The following is a 22109-nucleotide window of genomic DNA, read 5'->3' on the forward strand; positions in this document are numbered from 1 at the left end:
TATCTTTGATAAAATTTTTAGTCATGGCCAAAGAATTACCAGATGTTGATCATGCCGCTAGTCATTATTTATTAGCAAGCATTGGAAAGAAAGTTTTACGTCCCGGAGGTAAAGGATTAACCAAAGAATTAATTGCAAGCCTACACATTTCGGAAGGAGACAAAATTGTAGAATTTGCTCCTGGACAAGGTTTTACTACAACATCGGTATTGGATAAACACCCTGCATCTTACATTGGAATTGATATAGACGAAGAACATGTAGCAAACTTGAAAAAAAGATTTCGCTCTAACGGCACACATGTGGAGATTATGCTAGCTGACGCAGAAGACACTAAATTGCCTGACGCATCACAAGATAAAATCTTTGGAGAAGCTATGTTAAGTATGCATGCTGACCAGCGTAAGACTAGAATTATCAAAGAAGCAGCAAGGGTACTAAAAAGTGGTGGACTCTATGCCATCCATGAGTTAGAACTCAATTTAAAAGAAAATTGTCAGGACGAAAAACACGCGCAGATTCAACGGGATTTAGCAATGGTTTCCAATGTAAACGCACGTCCACTTACTTTCGAAGAATGGACTAAATTGTTAGAAGATGAAGGGTTTGAGGTAGTGTCTGTTGAACGTCGTCCGCTTAAAGTATTAGAACCTTTCCGTATCTTGGCAGATGAAGGATTCTTTCAAACATTAAAGATAGGTTATAACATTCTTACAATGCCAAAATCACGTGAACGTGTACTTAAAATGAGAAAAACTTTTAAGTTACATTATGAGCACCTAAATGCCATAGTGATTATTGCTAAAAAGAGATAAGACTATTTTAATTTACAATCAGCTCCCTTTACATATCCTTTTTGAGGATCGACATCATATTGAATCATCTCACATGCTTGTTTTGCTTCGGACTTAGTATGTGATTCTTTAGACATTTTTACTGTATTCTTTCCAAAATCACCTGTACATGTGCAATTCCATTCTTTTTTGCAGGAAATTAAGGTTAGAGATAAAAGTCCAATACTAAATAATAAGATGTTTTTCATATATAGATGATTAAAGTATGATATTAACTTGCTGATAAAACGTAAGTACAATGTATAAATTGTCTTTTTGTTTTTTATAATTCCACTCTCACTTTTTCTCCTGCTCTGTCTTCAATCAGCATGTGACTGAGTATCAATTTATTTTGAAAATGTAGCTTTTCTAATGAGTTCCCATGTAATCCTTTAACATAGGAGAAATAAACAGTTAAGAATTGTTTGATTTCGTATAAATCTTGACCAGAATTAGTGATAAAATAAGTAGAAAGTAATTTCTTTAACTGCTTAATTTCGTCTTCTGTGAGATCTAGTTTTGTATTATCAAATTCAGTTATTGAGGCAGGTAGCATATCATTGTATTGAACATTCCCTATGTGAGACAGGATACTCTTTGTTACATCTGCTGCTAATACGATAGCTTCTAAGAGAGAGTTAGATGCTAAACGATTGTTTCCATGTAAACCTGTATTCGTGCATTCACCGATAGCATACAGATTTTGAACCGTTGTTTTTCCTTCTATATCCACCTTGATTCCGCCACAGCTGTAATGTGCTGCCGGAACGATTGGTGCAATTTGTTGACTTAAGTCTGTCCCCGCTGCTTTACAATAATCATAGATAAACGGGAATTCTTGTAAAAGTATCTCTTTAGAAATATGTCTACAATCTAGATAAACTTGTTGACTACCACTGCGTTTCATTTCACTGTAAATAGCTTTTGAAACAATATCGCGTGTAGCTAGCTCTCCTCTTTCATCGTAATCAAATACAAAACGCTTTCCTTCATCATTGATGATATAAGCACCAGCGCCACGCATGGCTTCTGTAATAAGGAAAAGTTGGTTCTTTCCTTCTTGCTTGAAAGCTGTTGGATGAAATTGGATGGCCTGAATATTTTCAATGGTTGCTCCTGCTTGATGAGCTAATAAGATTCCATCTCCGGTTGCAATAGCTGAATTAGTGGTGTATTCGAATAACTGACCCATACCACCAGTTGCTAACACAACTATTTTGGCTTGAATTTCTTGAATCGTTTGATCTTGATAGTTGTAAACGGAAGCTCCACCTACGCTTTTATCTGTGTTTAGTAGGAGTTCAATCGCTTCACAATCTTCCAAGATGGTGATATTTTGTAAAGAGCTAGCCTTCTGTAATAATTGCTTGTGTACAGCAGCACCAGTTTGATCTTTGACGTGTAAAACACGTGGTGCAGAATGTCCACCTTCTAACCCGAAGTGGTACTCTCCATTTTCTTTGTCAAACTCAACCCCCCATTTTTCAAGTTGATGGATTCCTTCGTGAGCATGTTCAACAATGTGAGTTACCGTCTGAATATCTGCCTTATTTTGAGAAGCCTTAATGGTATCATCAATATGAGCTTGGTAGCTATCTTTTTCGGTTGACATCACGGCAGCGATTCCACCTTGTGCCAAACTGGTATTGGTTATGCTAACTTCAGATTTACTGATAACTCCTATTTTTAGTGAAGCATCCTTCTCCACCAAAGTAATGGCTTGAGATAGTCCCGCTATCCCTGAGCCAATGATTAATATATCAAATTTATTTTGCAACTGTAAGACCTGCTGAAAATTCTACCATTCTATCAATTGGAAGTCGTCCCCTTTCTATGATGGCAGGGTCAACGAACATCTCCGGAGTTTCATTTAATAAACAACTATATACTTTTTCTAAGGTGTTCATTTTCATGAAAGCACACTCGGAACAAGCGCAGGTGTTATCTTCATTCACTGGAAGAGGAATCAACGTTTTGTTAGGTGCTACCTGACTCATTTTATGTAGAATACCAGCTTCTGTACCTACGATAATAGTTTCAGCATCTGTAGTTTTAACAAACTCAATCATTTTTGCAGTTGAACCAATAAAATCAGCTAAATCTAGTACATGTGGCTCAGATTCTGGGTGTGCAATTAATTTGGCAGTTGGATTTTCATTGATAATTTGTAAGAGTCTATCGAATGAAAATGCTTCGTGCACGATGCAAGCTCCATTCCATAAAACAAGTTCTCTTCCTGTTACCTTCATAAGGTATTTTCCTAAGTTTTTATCTGGAGCAAAAATAATTTTCTGATCTTTTGGAACAGATTCTACGATAGCACGTGCATTTGATGAGGTACAAATAATATCACTCAACGCTTTCACGCCAGCTGAACAATTCACATAACTAATTACATAATGATCAGGATGTGCGTCTATAAATTCTTTAAATTTATCTGGAGGACAGGAATCTGCTAAGGAACAACCCGCCTTTAAATCTGGTAAGAATACACGTTTATCAGGATTCAATAATTTAGCTGTTTCAGCCATGAAATGTACACCTGCAAACACAATGATTTCAGCATCTGTTTTTGCAGCTTCTATAGCTAATCCTAAGCTATCACCTACAAAATCTGCTGCATCTTGGATTTCATCACGTTGGTAGTAATGCGCCAATAGCACTGCATTTTTCTCTTTTTTAAGCTGATTGATTTTTTCGGTGAGTTCCTTCTTATACAATTCGTCCATTTTCTTTCTTCATTAACATTAAATATCTGTTGTTCAAATACCTAAAAGCTATTGCCTTTAGCAAAAGCAATGCCTGATTCATTTTAAAAAAAATATTTGAACACACCCAACCGGCGAATTTCATTGCAAAGATAAAGAATTTCTCTTTTAAAATAAAAAGGAAAGGAGACAAAAAGATGGATTTTCTTTAAAGTCTATATTATTTAAACCATTGTGTATTTAGAATAAGATACAAATTATGATGTCATCCCTCGATACATTGTCATCCCTCGGTACATTTTTTCTTCGAAAAAACACTCGGTCTGACAATATATCCGGTTGTCAGACCGAGTGTTTTTCGACGACAGGAGAAAAATGTACCGAGGGCTGACAAGACAACCAAGCACCGTTAGTTTGGATCTGATAAATCTGGATTTGTTATAAAATCATTATCTGTCAATGTTTTTAAGAAAGCTATGAGATACTGCATTTCTTGTGCATCTAATTGTACCCCACCATTACTAGCATATTTCATTAATGGGGAAAGATTGGGAGAATCTTTTTGTACTCCATTACTATAAAACATCAATACTTCTGCTAAGGTTTGAAAACGTCCATCATGCATATATGGAGCAGTTAACTCAATATTTCGAAGTGTTGGAGATTTGAATTTTCCATAATCACTTGGCTTGCCAGTTGCTTCAAACATTCCTGGATCCGGATTAATATCCAATCCATTGTTGTGCATACTATTGTCATGCGTCAATAAAGTCCCATGGCAATGAAAACAATCTCCTCGTTCAGAAAAGAAGATATAATAACCTTCTAATTCATCATTGGTAAAAGTAGTTTCTCCTCGCAGCCATTTGTCGTATTTTGAATTGTAAGAGTTCATGGTCCGGAAGAATTGAGCTAATGCATAAGCTAGGTTTTTATAACTGATTTGCTCTACGTTGTATGCTTTCTTAAACATAGATTTATATTTTTCGCTAGCGTTTATCACTGCGAGATCTGTTTCAAAAAAGTCTTCAACCTCATAGAGCATGACATCTTCGAGCGTTTTATATTTTCCATTCCATAAAAATTGTTCGCTCCACCCTAAATTAATATGAGCTAATGGGTTAGCTGTTGGAGTAGTGAATGCTTTACTTTGATCATGGCAAGAAGAGCAAGATCTATTCTGATTTTTAGATAACATTTTCTCATAATACAATGCGCGCCCTAAAGCAATAGCCTCTTTAGTAGGAAGATTATCGCTAGGAATCTTCATTTCTGGAAAATTAGATGGGTATTTTATAGAAACAGGTGTTGGTTTATACGGCTCTACTTGTTCAATCTTATTCTTTTTACAACTGAAGAATGGGATAAAAAGAAGTGATATAAGCAATATTTTGTGTATAGTTTTCATATTCATAGTATTTATGCAAACAAGATACTCCTTATTTAGCAACTAAAAAATGATATAAGTCATTTCGGAATATAATGACCTAATTAAGGTTGAGAAAAAGACGTGTTTTGGATAAATTCCTGATCGGTAAAAGTCTTTAGAAAAGCGAGGAGATACTGCATTTCTTGGGCATCTAACTGAACCCCACCATTTGCAGCTGATTCCATGAGTGGAGATAGGTTTGGCGAATCTTTATGTATGCCTGTGCTATAAAACATAAGCACTTGGGCTAAAGTTTGGAAACGGCCATCATGCATATATGGAGCAGATAATTCAATGTTACGTAAAGAAGGGGTTTTAAACTTTCCAAAATCATTTGGGTTTCCTGTAGTATTAAATAGACCAGGGTCGGGATTTAAATCCAAACCATTATTATGGAAACTATTATCATGCGCTAGAATAGTTCCATGGCAATGAAAACAATCTCCTCGCTCTGAAAAGAAAAGATAATATCCTTCTAATTCATCGTTTGTAAAATTAGTCTCTCCTCTCAACCATTTATCGTATTTAGAGTTTCCTGAAATAAAAGTGCGTTCAAATTGAGCGATTGCTTTAGCAACATGCGTTGAGTCAATATTTTCTGTACCAAAAGCTTGTTTAAATGCTTTCCGATAAGAAGCATCGCTTTTAAGTTTGGCAATTACATCACTCCATTTTGAATTCATCTCTACAGGATTTGTGACAGGTCCAAACACTTGTTCTTCGATAGACTTAGCTCTTCCATTCCAAAAGAAAGCATCTTGCCAAGCTAGATTAATGAGAGTTGGGGACTGTACATCCCCAGTTTGTCCACCCACTCCGATTGAGAACTGATTAGGATCACCGAATGAGTGACCTTGTTGATGGCAAGAAGCACAAGAAACGGTATTATCACCACTCAAAATAGGATCATAAAAGAGTCGTCTACCTAATGCTATCCCTTCTTTGGTCATTGGATTATCTGCTGGGATAATCATTGTTGGAAAATTAGAAGGATAAGAAATTTTTACGGGCGTAGGATTATATTCTCCATTATATTCACTATACTCAACTTTATCCTTTTTACAGCTGAAGGATGCACCAATGAGTATTAGAATAAGCCCTATTTTATATGTAGTTTTAATCTTTATTCACTTACAGAAAAAACATCGACTCCATTTTCCTTAACCAACTGCTGTTTTGCTTGGTTTCCCATCATACCTCCAGCTATAGTTGTTAAGTCAAACGTATGAGGGTTTCTGAACCAATTCTGAATTTCCATATTTAAGGAGATATCAAATTCATTTTTAGTCACCTTTAAATTCATAGGAAGTGATACAGAAAAATAATTTTCTGCTCCATTTAATGGTCCCGTATGAAAATTAAAGAAGTTATATCCCGTCCCTACAGCATAACGCCCTTCTAATTTCATATAATGATATCCTCCTCCCATCATAGTTGGCCATTCCATAGCAGTTTCAGGGAAATTAGGAAAAGCTCCTGATTGATTCATTGCGGCATCTAAACCAAAAACGAATTTAATTCCAGTATAAATACCATTTGGGATGGATTTTGTTATTTTTTTGAATAACAATTCAGGCTTCTTTGCATCCACATAAATAGCATCTTTAATCACTATTTCATCACCATTTTCTTTTACTAGCGTAACGCGAGAAATAAAATATTGGATAGTTTCTATACTGAAATTATTTCCAAATTCGTTGGTATATTTAACCGTATCATATACAACATCTACACCATCTACCCAATGGTTAAATCGAATGTATGAAGTTATCTTTTGTGAAGTATCATCCTTTGGTTCAGGATTATTTTTTTTACAGGAATACAAACCTAGTATTACGAATCCAATGGCAAGAGCAATTATAAATTTATTTTTCATAGTAATAATATTTCTACTAAGATAGTGGAATATTTGAAATTATCCAATAACTTATCTAATTTTTATTTCTCTTTGTGAGCTATAATAGTATGGAGGGCACATTCATCCGAAAGTTTTTTAAAATTTGATACAAAACATCCTGTATCGTCCTATTTGTAATAGTCAATAATCATAATGTGAGAAAAAAAGTCAAACAGTTAAAACATTTGGAGTTGTACCGTTGTCCACAAATCATCTTCTGGAGGAGGTTTCTCTGCTTTTTGGACAATCGGTCGGATAGTATTTATAACATAATCTAAGGAAAGATAGAATGGCAGACAAATTCTTATTTTTTCTACAAAGTTTGAAAAAGCCGTTTTCCCTGACACCCCAACTCTTCGTAAAAGTTCAAGTAGTAAATAGGTAATTAATGCAATAAATATTTGTGATTTTACTGCATTTTCAGAAGTTCCTATAAAAGTTTTGACATTGAGATTTTGTTTTAAAAGCTTGAAGAAAGTTTCTATATCCCAACGCCTTCTGTATAGTTCTGCAATTGTTGAAGCTTTCCAAGAAAGATTATTAGTTATAATTTCTATCGTTGTATTTTTCTCTTCATGGTAGGCTACAACCTTTCTGAATTTCATTTGATTTATCCCAACTTCTTTTGCTTTTTGTCCTGTCAAATAAATAATCTCGTCTATTAAAATATGTTGATCCTCATTTTCTGGAAGATCTAATTCTTCAGCTACTTCATAAACAGTGTTTTCTTTTATTCTTGTAACAAAAACATTTTGGGACAACACCCTAGCTTTAATGATGTTAAAATCCCAATATCCTTTATCTTCAACAATAATCGTATCCTTTGGGAAAACAATTTCTTCAAATCCTTTTCTGTCATGAATAGATGCATTAGTGATATTCACAAGGTTAGGCATCATCATCGCCTCATCCCATTGCGTATGGATTTTAATTCCTCCTTTTGCTGTCCGAAACTTTGCCCAATCAAAAAGCCCTAGACACACGCTAACTGTACTGCTATCACGAAGAAGAATAGTTTGATTTTTAACTTCTTCTACTACTTTTCGATGAGTATGTCTTTTCAATAAATTACCGTAGTAGCTTAACAAACTCATATACAGACTCTCAAAGACTTTGTGGCTACGTTTTTTATTCCCATCACTCATCGTTGATTTTGCAGGACTTTGTTTTAAGTCTAAGTCCCGAATAAAGGTTTTCGACACACCAATACCAACAGAAATATCCTCTAAAGTACTACATCGAGACAGCTGTCCGAACAAATTTGCAACAAGTTGGTCATAAGTCTTGTATTTATGGCATCCCTTGTCAGAATTATGCTGTTGAATAACTCTTGCTAATAAATGTTGAGGAATTAAGTCAATAATTTGACGAATTACAGGCTTATTGTTATTTTTGTTCCTACGAAACAGTCCCATTTCATTTGAATTTTGTCGTGATTTTCAAATTTAAGAAGACTGTTTCGGTTTTTTAATTTTTAATATGATTTTCTGAAAAAGTTTCGGATAGTTATGTATGGAGGGTTATGATTGATAAAATGATTTGTATTCTACTTTTTTCTTGTCAAAAAAGTAGGTACAAAGACAAGATAAAAAAATGCCGTCTCCCTGCTCTGGCAGATACCCGTAGAGATGTACGGCCGTACGTCTCTACGGGTATTTGCCATTCACGCTCGCTGCATCCCGCTTTTTTGTCTGGCCGATGCGCTTTGGGTTGGCTTTTCAGAAGGGAGTTGGGAAAAAGAAGAAGGAACTCCAAAAAAATACAATTTTTATTCTGTAAATAACAACTAAACAACTCTTTATATCTTAGACTTCGTTGGATTGATGGTTTTTATTTGTCCTTCCTTTTTATATTTTCTATTTGTTTCGGATTGTCTTTACTTTTTAAAGAGGCCTTTGCATTTTGAGATGTAACAACTTTCTTCTTTGTCTTTGCCTCCAGTGCTTTTCTTGCATCTCCTGCAATTTTTCCGCCTTGATGAGCAATCTTAGCACTATCTTTAAAGGTTTTGGGATTCTCAACTTGTGAAATATCTTTAGTAGAAGCCTCTGCCAACATATTCAAAATAAGTTCAGTATTAGTCATATTATCCCGAAGATTTTCCTTTTTGAGACCTTTAAGGATTTTGTATTCTTTAGTTGTTTTACCACTCCACGCTTTGGTAATAATATCGGTTAGGGTGGCAAACTGTATTCCTTCTTTTAATCCTCGTTTTTTCCATTCATCAGTAAGCTCTTTTCGGATCTCAATACTTTTTAAACGTTGGTTTATCCAATTCTCAGAATAACCTAATTCAAGGTATTGCTTTAATGCTCTATCAATCGTAATTTCAGGGTCTTGCATTTCATCCAGACGTTCAGATGCTAATTGTGCTAACCACAATTTAAAAGGCTCTGCTTTTGGTGATGGGATGGATTGAATGAGTCTAAAAGTTTGTTCTGTATTAGCAACGTCAGTTTTGTAAAATTTCCCATCTTTCGATTTCATTTTCAGTTGTCCGATTTTTTCGGACAACTCACTTCCTTCCTTTTTTAACTTTGTTTTCAAGTCGCTCCAATATTTTCTTGGTCGATCTGTTCCTGTAAGTACTTCAATTACATCAACTACTGAAATATACCAAAGTTCTTCTTCTTCGTCCCACTGTGTGCGGACTTGTTTTTGCTCAAATATTTTTATTGTATTTTCTTTCTCCATTCTTATAAGCTACTACTTAAACCTTAGATAATCTTTTTTAAAGTTAATTGAATTACTATTTTCTAGTCTAAAATTAATACTTTTTTCAACTTAAGCAATTGTCTGTAAATAAGAAAGCATTATAGTACAAAACACATAAAAGTCTATAGATTAAAACATTAGCCTAGCTTAGGGTGCGTTGATAAGATTTCCCTTACTTTCTTCTTGTCAAAAAAGTAGGCAAAAGACAAGACAAAAAATACTACCTCCCTGCTCTGGCAAATACCCGTAGAGACGTACGGCCGTACGTCTCTACGGGTATTTGCCATTCACGCGCGCTGCTTCCCGCTTTTTTGTCTGGCCGACGCGCTTTGCGATGGCTTTTCATGATGGGGTTGAGGATTGTTGATTAGTTTTTATTCGCTTTTACTTTCCTTTGGTTAGTGAGCTTCGCTTCACTACGGTTGTCTCGGGAATTGTCACTTAATTTCTTCTTATACAAATAATAATCATTAGACTCTATGAAATCACTATATGACTCAAAAGAGAGGTGTCCATTTTGAGATATAGAAAAATAAATAGCATAAATCAAAGGAGCCTTTTTACCATCATAAAATACATTATTACATTGAGTAGTATCAACAAAACTAGAAATAGATGAGAATTGAATTGTATCAATCAATATGACATTATCGAACAACTTTGTCTCATATTTATCAAATGAAACGCAGAAAATAAGAGTTTCATTGACTTTAAGAAGCACTAATGTACTATCATATTGCATATCCTTAAAATAATACTTAAACCCCCTATGATTACTTAAAGATAGGGTTGTACTATTATCCTTAGAGTTTTTTAACGATAACTGCAATAATGTAGGTGAATCACAATTCCATTTTCCACTAATAGAATCCATTAAATGATTATAAACTAATGAAATCGGATTTTCCTTGGGGACAGAATACACCATTACTTGAAAATCATTAGTATTTTTCTGACTATAACTATAACTTATCAAATAGAACAGGATTGAAATATAAAAGATAATCTTATTAAATTGCTTACTTTTTGTTAATAGTATTATTTTCATCATATTCATTTGTTTTATAAAATTGCCAGATATAGTTCACCGTCTTTGTTGTATTTTGCTTTACCACGTATTAAACCCATACCTATACCCCTCACTCGCTACCAGCTCCGTTTGTTCCTCGGTTGTTGCTTCCTCGTAGCTAATCAGTACATCATCCACTTCAAAGTAATAAGTTGGGCAAATGCTGCGCACCAAAAACTCGTTTTTGTTGGTTTTCCCAGCTTGGGGAAAAGTATCGAGTATGTGGTTTTGAAGTGTGCGTATCATAATCGAAAGATACAAATTTTAATTTCTTTCCTTACTTTTTTCTTGTCAAAAAAGTAGGCAAAAAGACAAGACAAAAAAATGCTGCCGCCCCGCTCTGGCAAATGCTTGAAATTCATTCGAAGAAGTTCTTTTTGCAAAAGAAAACGACAAGCGTCTTCGAAAATTTGCTACGTATTTGCCATTCACGCGTGCTGCTTCCCGCTTTTTTGTCTGGCCGACGCGCTTTGGGTTGGCTTTTCATGATGGGGATTGGGGAATGTTAATAAGATTTATTTTTGATTATTTTTTCTAGCTTTTAATTTACGTTTCTTATTTTTATCTGACGATTTTAAAGGCATTAAACATATATAATTCTTATCAACTTTACCATCAGGTAAAAATAAAAATCTTAAAAAATCAAAAGACCCAGGTTGACATAACTCAAAAACTTTACCATATTTCAATATTATATTTTTCTCTCCTACATAGTGTATTGAATCCCTGAAAGGTAAATCTTTTAAAACCTCCTCCCGTATAAAAATGTTTATTGAATCTACAGTTACAACAACATTACCCATATCTTCTAACTCTTTGAAATAATTATTTGTATAAAATGGCATATTTTGTATATTATCTATTTCATAGTAGTAATATTTTTTTATTGAATCAAAACCAGTTCTTTGAATAATAGACAATTTATCAGTATTTGTACAACCAAGTCTATTATATGTAGAGTCTAAATAAATATTAACTATATTTTTAAGCATTTTAGAGTCAGAAAAATAATGTTTTATTTCTCCTCCATCCATCTTATCTTGGCTAAATGTAATAGGATTACAAAAAACAAATAGTATTAAAATAATTTTAAATCTATCCATTCTTAGTGTTTTGTAGCTAAAATCTTGAAGTGTCCTTTGCATAAACTAAATATACGAAAATGACTGGCATCTTACTTTTTTCTTGTCAAAAAAGTAGCAAAAAGACAAGACAAAAAATACTACCTCCCTGCTCTGGCAAATGCTTGAAATTCATTCGAAGAAGTTCTTTTTGCAAAAGAAAACGACAAGCATTTTAGAGAGTTTACTGAACGATGAATCTTACAGTTTGATTCTCAACTTTGATAAAGTAAACGCCCTTAGGTAAGTGTTGTATATTTAGGTAGATCATTCCCTCTCCGGTATAGTCCATAACTACATCTTGAGTAATTTCTTTTCCAACGAGGTCAAAAACATGTAAATCATTTATTTCTGCTGTAGTAATTACATTTAGATAATCAGAAGTTGGATTTGGGTAAACTTCTATGAGTTCATCATTCGCTGTTGAATAATCTTGAACGGATATAATTTGTTCGTAATACGCTTCTTTTCCGTCATAATCGGTTTGTGAAATTCGGTAGTAAGAAATTCCGGCAGGGGGATATTCATCTATCATCTTATAAGAAGAGATTTGCGAAGAATTACCTGCTCCATCGTGCGTTCCAACTTTTTTCCAATGCGCACCATCTACTGATCTTTCAATGGTAAAATAAGCGTTGTTATGTTCAGAAGCTGTCATCCAATAGATGGAAACTTTTCGGTTCTTAGAAACTGCTTTGAAATTAAGCCATTCCACAGGAAGTATGATAATAGCTTGCGTGTTATATGCAACAAATCCTTGATCACTTGAACCACTTAGATCCTGTAAGAACTGAACGACTTGTGTATAATTCGAAGTTGTAATTCCAAAATCAGCTAATTGGAAAGTAATGATACGAATTGCACGTGTTCCTTGAAGATCACTTCTATAAGTTTCCGAAGTAGTATAAAATTTCCAACTTGCAGTACCCAAAGAAGCAATCGAATTAAAAGAGATATTGATGATATTTCCTATCAATGTATTGCTGGCATCATAAAAGCTGAATTTATCAGAAGCTCCAGAAGGTTCTCCCATCTGAGTAACAATAATATCGGGCACCCCATCATTAATGGCATTTGGATCTATGGAAGGTACTGAATATTTATTACTTCCAGTCGAATTAAAAAGAGCTGTACCTAAGTCTAATCCTTGAATTCCATCTATAAGATATTGTCCGAAATTAGTTAACGAAATTGGGATAGGGCTTACATTTCCATAACCACCATACCACAGTCCAACCCCAATATATTGAGGGGAAATATTCGTTGCCAAAGGCATGGCTTCAAAAGTCATAGGGGTAAATGTAATTCCATGTGAGATTAGCTTGCTATCATCAACGCCAGTAGAATAAATATTACCGTTTACAACAAATCCAAGTAAATTGTGAGAGTTATCAGGTATTACTCCACCTGTATTTCCACTATCCCACCAACCATTATAGTCAGTAAATATCCTAGTAACAGTACTTTGTGAAAAAGCATGTACAGATATAAATCCCCAAATCATTAAAATGATAATATGGCTAGGTTTCATTATTTTGTAGTTAATTCAGCCATCAATATTAAATAAAATAGTTTAAAATCCAAAATTTATGATTGATTTTCTTCTTATTATGAGCTAATTACTAACTTTAGAACTGTCAAAAATAGAGTCATGAATTATCCATATCAAATTAAGACCAAAGAAGAATATATAGAAATGTATCAGAAAAGCGTAGAAGCGCCTGAAACGTTTTGGGAAGAAATTGCTGAAAATTTTCAATGGAAGAAACGGTGGAGTTCAGTACTTAATTGGCAGTTTAAAGGCAAGGAGGCGCCTATTATTGAATGGTTTAAAGGGGCTAAACTAAATATTACAGAAAACTGTTTAGACAGACATTTAAAAGATAAAGCCAATCAACCTGCTATTATTTGGGAGCCAAATGATCCTTCAGAACAAGCTCGCACGCTAACCTATCAAGAATTGCATGATGCTGTAAATATTTTTGCCAATGTGTTAAAAAACAATGGGGTGAAGAAAGGAGATCGAGTATGTATTTATATGGGAATGATTCCGGAATTGGCTATTTCTTTATTGGCTTGTGCTCGTATTGGTGCTATACATTCAGTTATTTTCGGTGGTTTTTCTGCAAAATCAATTACAGATAGAGTCAATGATGCTCAAGCAAAGCTTGTTATAACTTGTGATGCATCTTATCATGGAAAAAAAATAGTTCCGTTAAAGAATACCGTAGATGAGGCGTTGACGCAATGTGATAGCGTGCAAAAAGTGCTTGTTTATGCTCGAACTGGAGCAAAAATTGACATGTTGGAGGGTAGAGATTACTGGTGGCATGATGAGGTGGAAAAGGTAAAAGCAAGCGGCACCACTTTTTATCCGACTGAGGAAATGGACGCAGAAGATCCTCTGTATATTCTCTATACCAGTGGAAGTACAGGTAAACCAAAAGGGGTAGTCCATACTACAGCAGGTTATATGGTATATACCACCTATACATTTGTAAATGTCTTTAATTATCAACCCGGAGAGGTGTTTTTCTGTACAGCTGATATTGGCTGGGTGACAGGACATAGCTACATTGTATATGGACCGCTATCAGCTGGAGCAACTACCATGATGTTTGAAGGAGTACCCACTTATCCCGATGCTGGAAGAATGTGGGATATTGTAGATAAACATCACGTGAATATCTTATATACAGCTCCAACAGCCATTCGTGCGTTGATGGCTCATGGATTATCGTTTGTTGATGGCAAAGATTTAAGTTCGCTGCGAGTTCTAGGAAGTGTTGGAGAACCTATCAATGAAGAAGCATGGCATTGGTATTATGATCATATTGGGAAAGGAAAATGTCCTATTGTGGATACATGGTGGCAAACCGAAAATGGAGGTGTTCTGATTTCTACATTGGCACATGTTACGGATATGAAACCATCGTATGCAACTTATCCTTTACCTGGAATTCAACCAGCTGTGATGGATGAAAAAGGGAATGAGATCACGACACCTGAAGCAGTAGGCAATTTGTGTATTAAGTTTCCATGGCCAGGAATGTTGCGTACCACTTGGGGGGATCATCAACGTTGTTTTGATGTTTATTTCTCAGCGTACCCTGGAATGTACTTCAGTGGAGATGGCTGTTTACGAGAAAGTGATGGGAAATATCGAATTACAGGAAGAGTTGATGATGTATTGAATGTGAGCGGTCACCGCATCGGGACAGCAGAAATTGAAAATGCTATTAATATCCACCAAAAAGTGGTAGAGAGTGCCGTTGTTGGTTTCCCTCATGATATCAAAGGTCAAGGGATTTATGCCTTTGTTTTATTAGACAAACAAGTGAATGAATCTGAGATAGAATCATGTAGAACTCAAATCATTCAAAGTGTGAGAGATTTGATAGGTCCTCTTGCCAATCCTGATAAGATTCAATTCGTTAAAGACTTACCTAAAACTAGGTCTGGAAAGATTATGCGGAGAATCTTACGTAAGATAGCGGAAGGAGAGATGAATAATGTGGGAGATATAACTACCTTATTGAATCCAGATGTAGTGGAAGATATAAAGAAGAATAGATGCGGATAATTTTCTGGTTTAGTCAATTTAATTACCTTTGCGCTTTTAAAAGTCAATTTGAATAGATGTGGTTTAAACTCTCTCAGTTAATCTTAAGAAATAGAGTTCTGATAATTATCTTGTTATCTGTTCTAACGCTAGTGTTTGGTTATTATGCTTTAACGAGTTTAAAAACAGATAATAAGTATGGAAATACTTTACCAAGAGAATCTCCTGCACAAGAAGATTATGCCAAACTCACAGAAATGTTTGGTGAAGAGGGGGGCACACTTGTTATTGCAATAAAAACTGATAGTCTTTACACCGAAAGTAATTTCCTTCAATGGAAAAAATTAGGTGATTCTATAGCAAATATACCAGGTGTTAAATCTGTATTCTCTGAAGCAGATTTGTTTAATATTATCAATAACACACGTGATCGTAGATTTGAAATGGAGCCCATCTTTAGTGATGAAACTTTCCAAGAAAAATCTATTGATGAAATTCGCGAGGAAGTAAGAAGGGTCCCACTTTATCATAATCTTTTATATAATGATTCAACCCATGTTTCTTTGATGATGATTAACATCGACGAAGCTTATTTAAGCGATCAAAAGAAACAGGCAGTAGTTTTCGATATTGAAGGTCTAGCCGAGAGTTATGAAAAAACATTTGGAAAGATGCACTTTGCAGGGCTACCTCATATCCGAGTGATTCTTGGTAAACGCGTTGTGAACGAGATGTTTATCTTTATCGGAATAGCCATTCTTGTTACTTCCATACTACTTTATATTTTCTATCGCTCTTGGCGCATCGTGATGATATGTAATTTAGTGGTATTTACTGCTGTTATTTGGTCATTAGGAAGTATCGGTATGATGGGCTTTAAGTTATCTATCCTGATGGCTCTGATTCCTCCGCTGATGATTGTTATCGGTATTCCAGATTGTATTTATCTCTTGAATAACTTCCACCAAGAGATAAGAGATCACGGAAATAAAATTAAAGCGCTTTCTCGTGTGATACAAAAAATTGGGAACGCAACTTTTATGACAAATTTGACTACTGCGATAGGTTTCTCAACTTTTATCTTTACAAATTCAGATAAATTATTGGAATTTGGTTTATCAGCCTCACTAAATATTATGATGGTTTTTGCTTTGTCAATCACCATTATTCCAATCGTATTCTCCTATCAATCCCAACCAAAGGACCGTCATTTAAAGCATTTAGAGCAGAAATTCTCTACTTTCATTGTAGACAAGTTAGTATATTATACAACCAATAGAAGGACTCGTATTTATTGGATAACTGCTATTCTTGTTGGTCTTGGTATTTGGGGTGGTTCTCTTATGAAAGCGACAGGTAACCTAACAAGCGATTTACCAGAATCAGACCCGATTTTAAAGGATATTAATTTTATTCAAGACAACTTTAGAGGGGTTATTCCTTTTGAGGTATTGGTGAATTATAAGAGTGATGCTCGAAAATTTGATCAAACGCTTCTTCGAAAAATGGAAGCTGTTCAGAATGGTATAGAAGAAGATACAGTCTTTAGTAAATCTCTTTCCATTGTTAGCTTTATGAAGCTATTAAATATGGCTTACTATGGAAATAATCCAGATATGTATAAATTAATTGAGCGTAAAGATATGTTACGCTTGAAAGATTATGTACAAAATTTCCAAGAGGATGTTTCTAAGAAGCAACGATTAGCAGATTATCAAAATAGTCTAAAAGAAGGAGATACGCAGTTTGCTGATTCTATCTTACTAAACTTCCCTAAAATTGCTTTAAGACTAATAGAGCAACCTAATTGGCTAATCGAAGATTCTCTTTTGAATAATGAACTATTCAATCAGGATAGTTTGCAGGCGTCTTCATATCAAATCTTTCAAAAACAAGTATCGGAATATTTAGAACAAGGAAATGCTCCAAGAGCAGTGTTACTGGCTTCTGAACAACTATATCCAGCTTCAACGAATGGCTTATCGATTAAAGAATTAGTTGATACCACAAATACTACATACCGGATTCGTTTACAGATTCGAGATCTAGGAAAATCTGAGATGGAGGCGATAATAGCACGTGTTTCTCACTTATTGGACAGTGTATTAAACCCTACCTATCCTCAAGCAATGGAATTCTACACCAACTATGAAAAAGGTGATAAATCATATATAGATTCAATTTTTGCTTTATCAAATGCGTATTGGAATAATACAGCATCAAATATTGCTGGTGGGGATGCAGATTTGATTTATCAATTTGATATGGATCCAGCTCTATTAGCAAGCTACTATGACAAACCTGAAATGGCCCAAGCGTTAAGAGATGGTATTGAACATGAAAAATTAGATTATATCATTACAGGAACATCTGTTATTGTAGCAGAAGGAACATCCTACTTAATTTATAATATGTTTACGAGTATCATTATGGCGGTTATAGTTATCAGTATTTTGATGGCTCTACTTTTTGGATCCCTTAAAATGGTGTTAATCTCAATGGCTCCTAACCTTATTCCGTTAATTATGACTGCTGGGATTATGGGCTTTTTTGCTGTGCCGATTAAGCCTTCTACACTGCTGGTATTTAGTATTGCATTAGGTATTACTGTAGATGACACTATCCACTTCTTAACCAAATACCGTCATGAATTAATGCATAGAAGTTATAATCAAAAGGCATGTATTATCTATGCATTGAGAGAAACAGGAATAAGTATGTTATATACTTCTGTAGTCTTATTTGCTGGATTCTCTATGTTCGTTTTCTCTCAATTTGGAGGAACTAAAGCCCTTGGATTATTGATTTCATTAACCTTATTAGTAGCTATGCTTACAAACCTTATTCTTGTGCCTTCTTTCTTACTGACTATTGATAAGAGGATTACACGTAAAGCCTTAAGAGATCCACTTTTCAATGTTTATGACGAAGAAGTAGATATTGAATTAACAGAATTAGAGATAGACCCTGATACGCGAATCGCACCAGATTCTGAGGTAAATCCTGATGATGAATAAAATTACGATTAATGCCTCAACTTCCTCATTTCCAAAAAGCTATTGAAGATTCTATTACGAATTACCCTTTTCCAAGTACCCCTCGTAATTTATATGAACCCTTAAATTATTTTTTATCGCTTGGAGGTAAGCGCATGCGCCCTGCATTAACTCTTTTGGCTTGTGAATTATTTGGAAAACCTGCAATGGAAGCATTAAATGCAGGAGTAGCTGTTGAATTGTTTCATAATTTCACCTTAATTCATGATGATATTATGGATGAGGCACCTTTGAGAAGGGGGAATATGACTGTTCATGAAAAATGGGGTAGAGATGTGGCAATTTTATCTGGAGATGTTTTATATACTGAAGCATTTAAGTTACTCTTAAATTATTCTCCCCATATTACCTCTAAATTATTAGCCATTTTAACTAAAGTATCTCAGGAGGTATGTGAAGGCCAACAAATGGATATGGATTTTGAAAAACGTACGGATGTTTCCATTGAAGAATATATTGAGATGATTCGCTTAAAGACATCTGTTTTGTTGGGTGCTGCTTTAGAAATGGGAGCCGTTGTTGCAGGAGTGGAGAATGAAGAAGACATTCGGAATTGTTATGAATTCGGAGTGAATATTGGCATAGCTTTTCAGATTCAGGATGATATATTGGATGTTTATGCCAATCCAGATAAGTTTGGAAAGCAAGTGGGAGGAGATATTCTATCAAATAAAAAAACAATACTTCTTTTATCAGCTCTACAATTTGGAAATAAAGAATATCAAGAAAGATTACAAGTTTGTTTATATCATCTGGAAGGCCATGAAAAGATAGAAGAAGTGAAGAAAGTATTTGATGCTATTGGAGTTAGGGAATTAGTGGAGAAACAAAAAACATTATTTTATCACAAAGCTTTGAAGAATATGCAACAAATTCATGTTCCAGAAACCCAAAAAAGTGAATTAATTAATCTAGCTAATTTTTTAATGATGCGAGAATATTAATGAAGCAAGAGATACGCTATATTACTACTGACACAGAGTTAAAAGATGTTGCTCAAGGGTTCTCACAAAAAGATATCATCTTTATAGATACCGAATTTGATAAAAATCATTTTAAATATGGATTTCATTTGTGTTTAATTCAAATTTCAGATGGAACAACTTGTTATCTGATTGACCCCATTGGGGAATCTATGAATCTGAAATCTATCTATGCGATTTTAGAAAATCCAAAAATTATAAAAGTAGGTTACGCCTTTAGTGAGGATATGCGTCTATTCTATTACTTAGGAGTTCATCCGACTCATGTTTTTGATTTAGCTATAGGTTTCTCTTTACTAAATAATCCTATTCTCTCATTGGGAAATGCTTTAGCAACTTATTTAGATATTCATGCAAAACAACAGAAAAGTTCTTCTCAGCAAAAGAGTAATTGGTTTTTGCGCCCTCTCACTCAAGACCAAATGGAATATGCTGCGAATGATGTACTCTATCTATCTAAATTATATGAATTTTTAACGCATACCCTATATAAATCCCATAGATTCTCTTGGATGGAAGAAGAAATGGAAGCATTTGAAAGAGCAAGCTGGGATGATGGAGAAGTTTCCAATTTCTTATTATATAAAGATCAAAAAATATTGACAAAAATTGAGTGGATGCGTTTTGAGAGATTGATGGTCCTAAGGGAGAATTTTGGAAAACAGATGGATAAACCAACCTATAAGGTACTCAATAAAGACATTGTATTTGAGTTGGCTCAAAACCCACACATAATTCGTGATTGGCTTATTCTCAAAGGGATACATCCGAAAATCAAGACAGTTGATACTCAGAAGAAAATTGAAGGTATCTTGATGGAGGTAGAAAATGAAGCACAACAAAAACAGATTAAAGCAGACCAATTATCTATTGACATAATAAGCAGAGAAGAAAAAAACATTCAACGCGAAAAACAGCGACGTATTAAAGAAATGTCTGAGCGTTTCTTTCTACCTGTGAAAGAGTGGTTGGAAAAAGAGTATGGTGAACACCTTACACATTATTTTCTTTCAAATAAGCGGGTTATTCAATATGCAGGCGGAGAAAGAGAGTTATTACATTATCAAAAAGAATTAGTAATGGAGGCAGTTAAAGCCTTGAATATCCAACAGATTCCTTCTTTATTTTAGTATTTTAAATGTGAGGTACATTTTATTTTTTAAAATATTATGTAAAAAAGACAACTAAAATGGATAATATTGCGTATATTAGTTAAATAACAATTGTATTATGAAACTTTTTAGTAAAATAATGATTGTAATGGGTGTATTCCTTTTTGCATCATGTATTAAACACGAGATTATTCCGGCACCTGAGAAGAAAGTTGATCTTCCAGCTAGTTTTTCAGGAATGTTAAATGGTTCTCCATATGAATTAATTAAAGATAAGGATGGATATAGATGTATAGCCACGCAGGCAAAAGAGATTCTTCCTTCTCCACAACCGTCCAACGTTATTTATTATTCATCTATTGAGTCTGCTCAAAAAATGGACTTAATTAAGATTAGTTTAGGAAAATTAAATTTCAATCCTGGAACTGATGCTGTCCCTACTTTGAATGAGTTTAAAACTTTCTTTACAAATAATAAAACTCCAGACTTTATGAGAGATGGTCTAGGAGGTGTAGAGATTGCTTATCGTGATGCACAAGGGAATGTATGGCTGAGCCGAGAAGATTCTACTCAACCACAGAATTTTGTTTTTTCTTCCCAAAAACAAGAAACAGATGAAAAGGGAGATTATATGAAATGTGTAGCTCAATTTAATGTAACTCTATATGATGATAGAGATGCACCTACAGATTCGATTGTATTTATGAATGCCACGTATGAGGGGTATTTTAAAAGATAAAATAATAAGCTAATTTTTAAAAATGGTCGCAAATTTGTTGACCATTTTTTGTATATAACAACCCGCAACTTGATATGCGTCGTTCGCTTAAAATAGTTATTATTGGTAATTTTGATTTTTCAAATAACCTTCATCATGCTACTATAATGTCTATAGAGCATTCAGCACGTGTAGTTGGAGTAGAAGTTGATTGTTATTGGTTGAGAATTCAAGAAGCTATTCAAATCAAAGAATCTAAATTAATAGAATATGATGGAATCTGGGTAGCTCCTGATACTTATGAGAATAGTATCGAACTTCAGCAAATTATGCATATCATTATGCAAACATCAATTCCATTATTTATTACAGGAGGAGCATTTCCTTATTTTATTGAAGAAATAGTAGCTACTTATAAACTAAATGTGCTTGAAAGTAAGGTGATTTCTCAAAATCTCATAAAGGATGAGTTACTTCAGAAGATTGAAGTAGAGCCAATTTCTCATAATTTAAAGATTTTATATGGAGATAGACCTCGAACGGAACTAACTAATTCTCGCTTTTCTATTTATCCTGCTATTTTAGGTCCACTTTCTAAAATTGCTATTGATATTGAGGCAGTCAACCAATATGATGATCCTGAGATTGTAAGTTTAAAATCGCGCCCTTTTTGTGTAGCAACTATGTGCATACCTCAAATTTGTAGTTCTGTAGATACTCCCCATCCTCTTATAAATGCCTTTATTAATTTTATGTTCCAGCTTAGCCGGGGGATACAACCTAACTGATATTCTTGAGCTAAATATTTTGATAAAATTCGACAGCATAAAGGTATTTATAAGTCATTCATCTCAATAAATTTGGCATCTTTTAGTAAATAAGTCTATCTTTCATAGAAGTGATTAA

18 protein-coding genes are annotated in these 22109 nt (G+C 34.3%); 7 read left to right on the forward strand and 11 right to left on the reverse strand.

What is annotated here, in order from left to right; genetic code table 11:
- Positions 1-23: 23 nt before the first annotated feature.
- Positions 24-815 carry a class I SAM-dependent methyltransferase gene (locus tag M9897_11820; GenBank protein ID MCO5269568.1) on the forward strand — a complete coding sequence of 264 codons (792 nt, stop codon included), beginning with the start codon at positions 24-26 and terminating at the stop codon, positions 813-815.
- A 2-nt stretch (positions 816-817) separates the two neighbouring features.
- On the opposite strand, the gene M9897_11825 is transcribed toward M9897_11820, so the two are convergent.
- The 11 genes from M9897_11825 to M9897_11875 all read right to left on the reverse strand — a co-directional run bounded on the left by M9897_11825 (position 818) and on the right by M9897_11875 (position 13303).
- Entirely contained in the window at positions 818-1042 is a 225-nt protein-coding gene (locus M9897_11825; protein ID MCO5269569.1) for a hypothetical protein, read from the reverse strand.
- A gap of 74 nt (positions 1043-1116) precedes the next feature.
- Positions 1117-2610 (reverse strand): L-aspartate oxidase, encoded by a 1494-nt coding sequence (gene nadB, locus M9897_11830; GenBank protein ID MCO5269570.1) that lies wholly within the window; start codon positions 2608-2610, stop codon positions 1117-1119.
- Entirely contained in the window at positions 2600-3562 is a 963-nt protein-coding gene (gene nadA, locus M9897_11835; GenBank protein ID MCO5269571.1) for a quinolinate synthase NadA, read from the reverse strand. Before nadA ends, nadB begins: the two co-directional genes overlap by 11 nt.
- A gap of 388 nt (positions 3563-3950) precedes the next feature.
- The gene (locus tag M9897_11840; protein ID MCO5269572.1) at positions 3951-4949 is read right to left on the reverse strand and encodes a c-type cytochrome; all 999 of its coding nucleotides are present in this window, start codon (positions 4947-4949) and stop codon (positions 3951-3953) included.
- Positions 4950-5032: 83 nt separating this feature from the next.
- A complete protein-coding gene (locus tag M9897_11845; GenBank protein MCO5269573.1) occupies positions 5033-5944 on the reverse strand; it encodes a cytochrome-c peroxidase in 912 nt (303 codons plus the stop codon).
- Positions 5945-6093: 149 nt separating this feature from the next.
- Entirely contained in the window at positions 6094-6846 is a 753-nt protein-coding gene (locus M9897_11850; protein ID MCO5269574.1) for a hypothetical protein, read from the reverse strand.
- A gap of 197 nt (positions 6847-7043) precedes the next feature.
- On the reverse strand, positions 7044-8282 hold the full coding sequence (locus tag M9897_11855; GenBank protein ID MCO5269575.1) for an IS4 family transposase: 1239 nt from the start codon (positions 8280-8282) through the stop codon (positions 7044-7046).
- A 415-nt stretch (positions 8283-8697) separates the two neighbouring features.
- On the reverse strand, positions 8698-9561 hold the full coding sequence (locus M9897_11860; protein MCO5269576.1) for a Bro-N domain-containing protein: 864 nt from the start codon (positions 9559-9561) through the stop codon (positions 8698-8700).
- Between the two features lie 388 nt (positions 9562-9949).
- Complete coding sequence (locus M9897_11865; GenBank protein MCO5269577.1) at positions 9950-10633, reverse strand: hypothetical protein; 684 nt, start codon at positions 10631-10633, stop codon at positions 9950-9952.
- A gap of 533 nt (positions 10634-11166) precedes the next feature.
- Positions 11167-11754 (reverse strand): hypothetical protein, encoded by a 588-nt coding sequence (locus M9897_11870; protein MCO5269578.1) that lies wholly within the window; start codon positions 11752-11754, stop codon positions 11167-11169.
- A gap of 202 nt (positions 11755-11956) precedes the next feature.
- Positions 11957-13303 (reverse strand): T9SS type A sorting domain-containing protein, encoded by a 1347-nt coding sequence (locus M9897_11875; GenBank protein ID MCO5269579.1) that lies wholly within the window; start codon positions 13301-13303, stop codon positions 11957-11959.
- Between the two features lie 120 nt (positions 13304-13423).
- Here M9897_11875 and acs point away from each other — a divergent pair, with 120 nt between their 5' ends.
- From acs to M9897_11905, 6 genes are all read left to right on the forward strand, one after another.
- Positions 13424-15355 (forward strand): acetate--CoA ligase, encoded by a 1932-nt coding sequence (acs, locus tag M9897_11880; GenBank protein ID MCO5269580.1) that lies wholly within the window; start codon positions 13424-13426, stop codon positions 15353-15355.
- A 56-nt stretch (positions 15356-15411) separates the two neighbouring features.
- A complete protein-coding gene (locus M9897_11885) occupies positions 15412-18351 on the forward strand; it encodes an MMPL family transporter (protein ID MCO5269581.1) in 2940 nt (979 codons plus the stop codon).
- Between the two features lie 11 nt (positions 18352-18362).
- Entirely contained in the window at positions 18363-19334 is a 972-nt protein-coding gene (locus tag M9897_11890) for a polyprenyl synthetase family protein (protein MCO5269582.1), read from the forward strand.
- Positions 19334-20503, forward strand: coding sequence for a ribonuclease D (locus tag M9897_11895; protein MCO5269583.1), 1170 nt, complete (start codon positions 19334-19336; stop codon positions 20501-20503). Before M9897_11890 ends, M9897_11895 begins: the two co-directional genes overlap by 1 nt.
- 100 nt (positions 20504-20603) lie before the next feature.
- Positions 20604-21224 (forward strand): hypothetical protein, encoded by a 621-nt coding sequence (locus M9897_11900; GenBank protein ID MCO5269584.1) that lies wholly within the window; start codon positions 20604-20606, stop codon positions 21222-21224.
- A gap of 74 nt (positions 21225-21298) precedes the next feature.
- Complete coding sequence (locus M9897_11905) at positions 21299-21991, forward strand: hypothetical protein (protein MCO5269585.1); 693 nt, start codon at positions 21299-21301, stop codon at positions 21989-21991.
- Positions 21992-22109: the final 118 nt, after the last annotated feature.

It is taken from the genome of Brumimicrobium sp. (genome assembly GCA_023957385.1).
Taxonomy (GTDB): Bacteria; Bacteroidota; Bacteroidia; order Flavobacteriales_D; family Crocinitomicaceae; genus Brumimicrobium.

What these genes read in the sequence shown, in the direction of transcription:
- M9897_11840 (MCO5269572.1), bottom strand. Translation starts at nt 4,949, where the DNA reads ATGAAAACTATACACAAAATATTGCTTATATCACTTCTTTTTATCCCA.
- M9897_11865 (MCO5269577.1), bottom strand. Translation starts at nt 10,633, where the DNA reads ATGATGAAAATAATACTATTAACAAAAAGTAAGCAATTTAATAAGATT.
- M9897_11870 (MCO5269578.1), bottom strand. Translation starts at nt 11,754, where the DNA reads ATGGATAGATTTAAAATTATTTTAATACTATTTGTTTTTTGTAATCCT.
- M9897_11850 (MCO5269574.1), bottom strand. Translation starts at nt 6,846, where the DNA reads ATGAAAAATAAATTTATAATTGCTCTTGCCATTGGATTCGTAATACTA.
- M9897_11900 (MCO5269584.1), top strand. Translation starts at nt 20,604, where the DNA reads ATGAAACTTTTTAGTAAAATAATGATTGTAATGGGTGTATTCCTTTTT.
- M9897_11890 (MCO5269582.1), top strand. Translation starts at nt 18,363, where the DNA reads ATGCCTCAACTTCCTCATTTCCAAAAAGCTATTGAAGATTCTATTACG.
- M9897_11860 (MCO5269576.1), bottom strand. Translation starts at nt 9,561, where the DNA reads ATGGAGAAAGAAAATACAATAAAAATATTTGAGCAAAAACAAGTCCGC.
- acs (MCO5269580.1), top strand. Translation starts at nt 13,424, where the DNA reads ATGAATTATCCATATCAAATTAAGACCAAAGAAGAATATATAGAAATG.
- M9897_11895 (MCO5269583.1), top strand. Translation starts at nt 19,334, where the DNA reads ATGAAGCAAGAGATACGCTATATTACTACTGACACAGAGTTAAAAGAT.
- M9897_11885 (MCO5269581.1), top strand. Translation starts at nt 15,412, where the DNA reads ATGTGGTTTAAACTCTCTCAGTTAATCTTAAGAAATAGAGTTCTGATA.
- M9897_11845 (MCO5269573.1), bottom strand. Translation starts at nt 5,944, where the DNA reads ATGATTATCCCAGCAGATAATCCAATGACCAAAGAAGGGATAGCATTA.
- M9897_11905 (MCO5269585.1), top strand. Translation starts at nt 21,299, where the DNA reads ATGCGTCGTTCGCTTAAAATAGTTATTATTGGTAATTTTGATTTTTCA.
- nadA (MCO5269571.1), bottom strand. Translation starts at nt 3,562, where the DNA reads ATGGACGAATTGTATAAGAAGGAACTCACCGAAAAAATCAATCAGCTT.
- M9897_11875 (MCO5269579.1), bottom strand. Translation starts at nt 13,303, where the DNA reads ATGAAACCTAGCCATATTATCATTTTAATGATTTGGGGATTTATATCT.
- M9897_11825 (MCO5269569.1), bottom strand. Translation starts at nt 1,042, where the DNA reads ATGAAAAACATCTTATTATTTAGTATTGGACTTTTATCTCTAACCTTA.
- M9897_11820 (MCO5269568.1), top strand. Translation starts at nt 24, where the DNA reads ATGGCCAAAGAATTACCAGATGTTGATCATGCCGCTAGTCATTATTTA.
- M9897_11855 (MCO5269575.1), bottom strand. Translation starts at nt 8,282, where the DNA reads ATGGGACTGTTTCGTAGGAACAAAAATAACAATAAGCCTGTAATTCGT.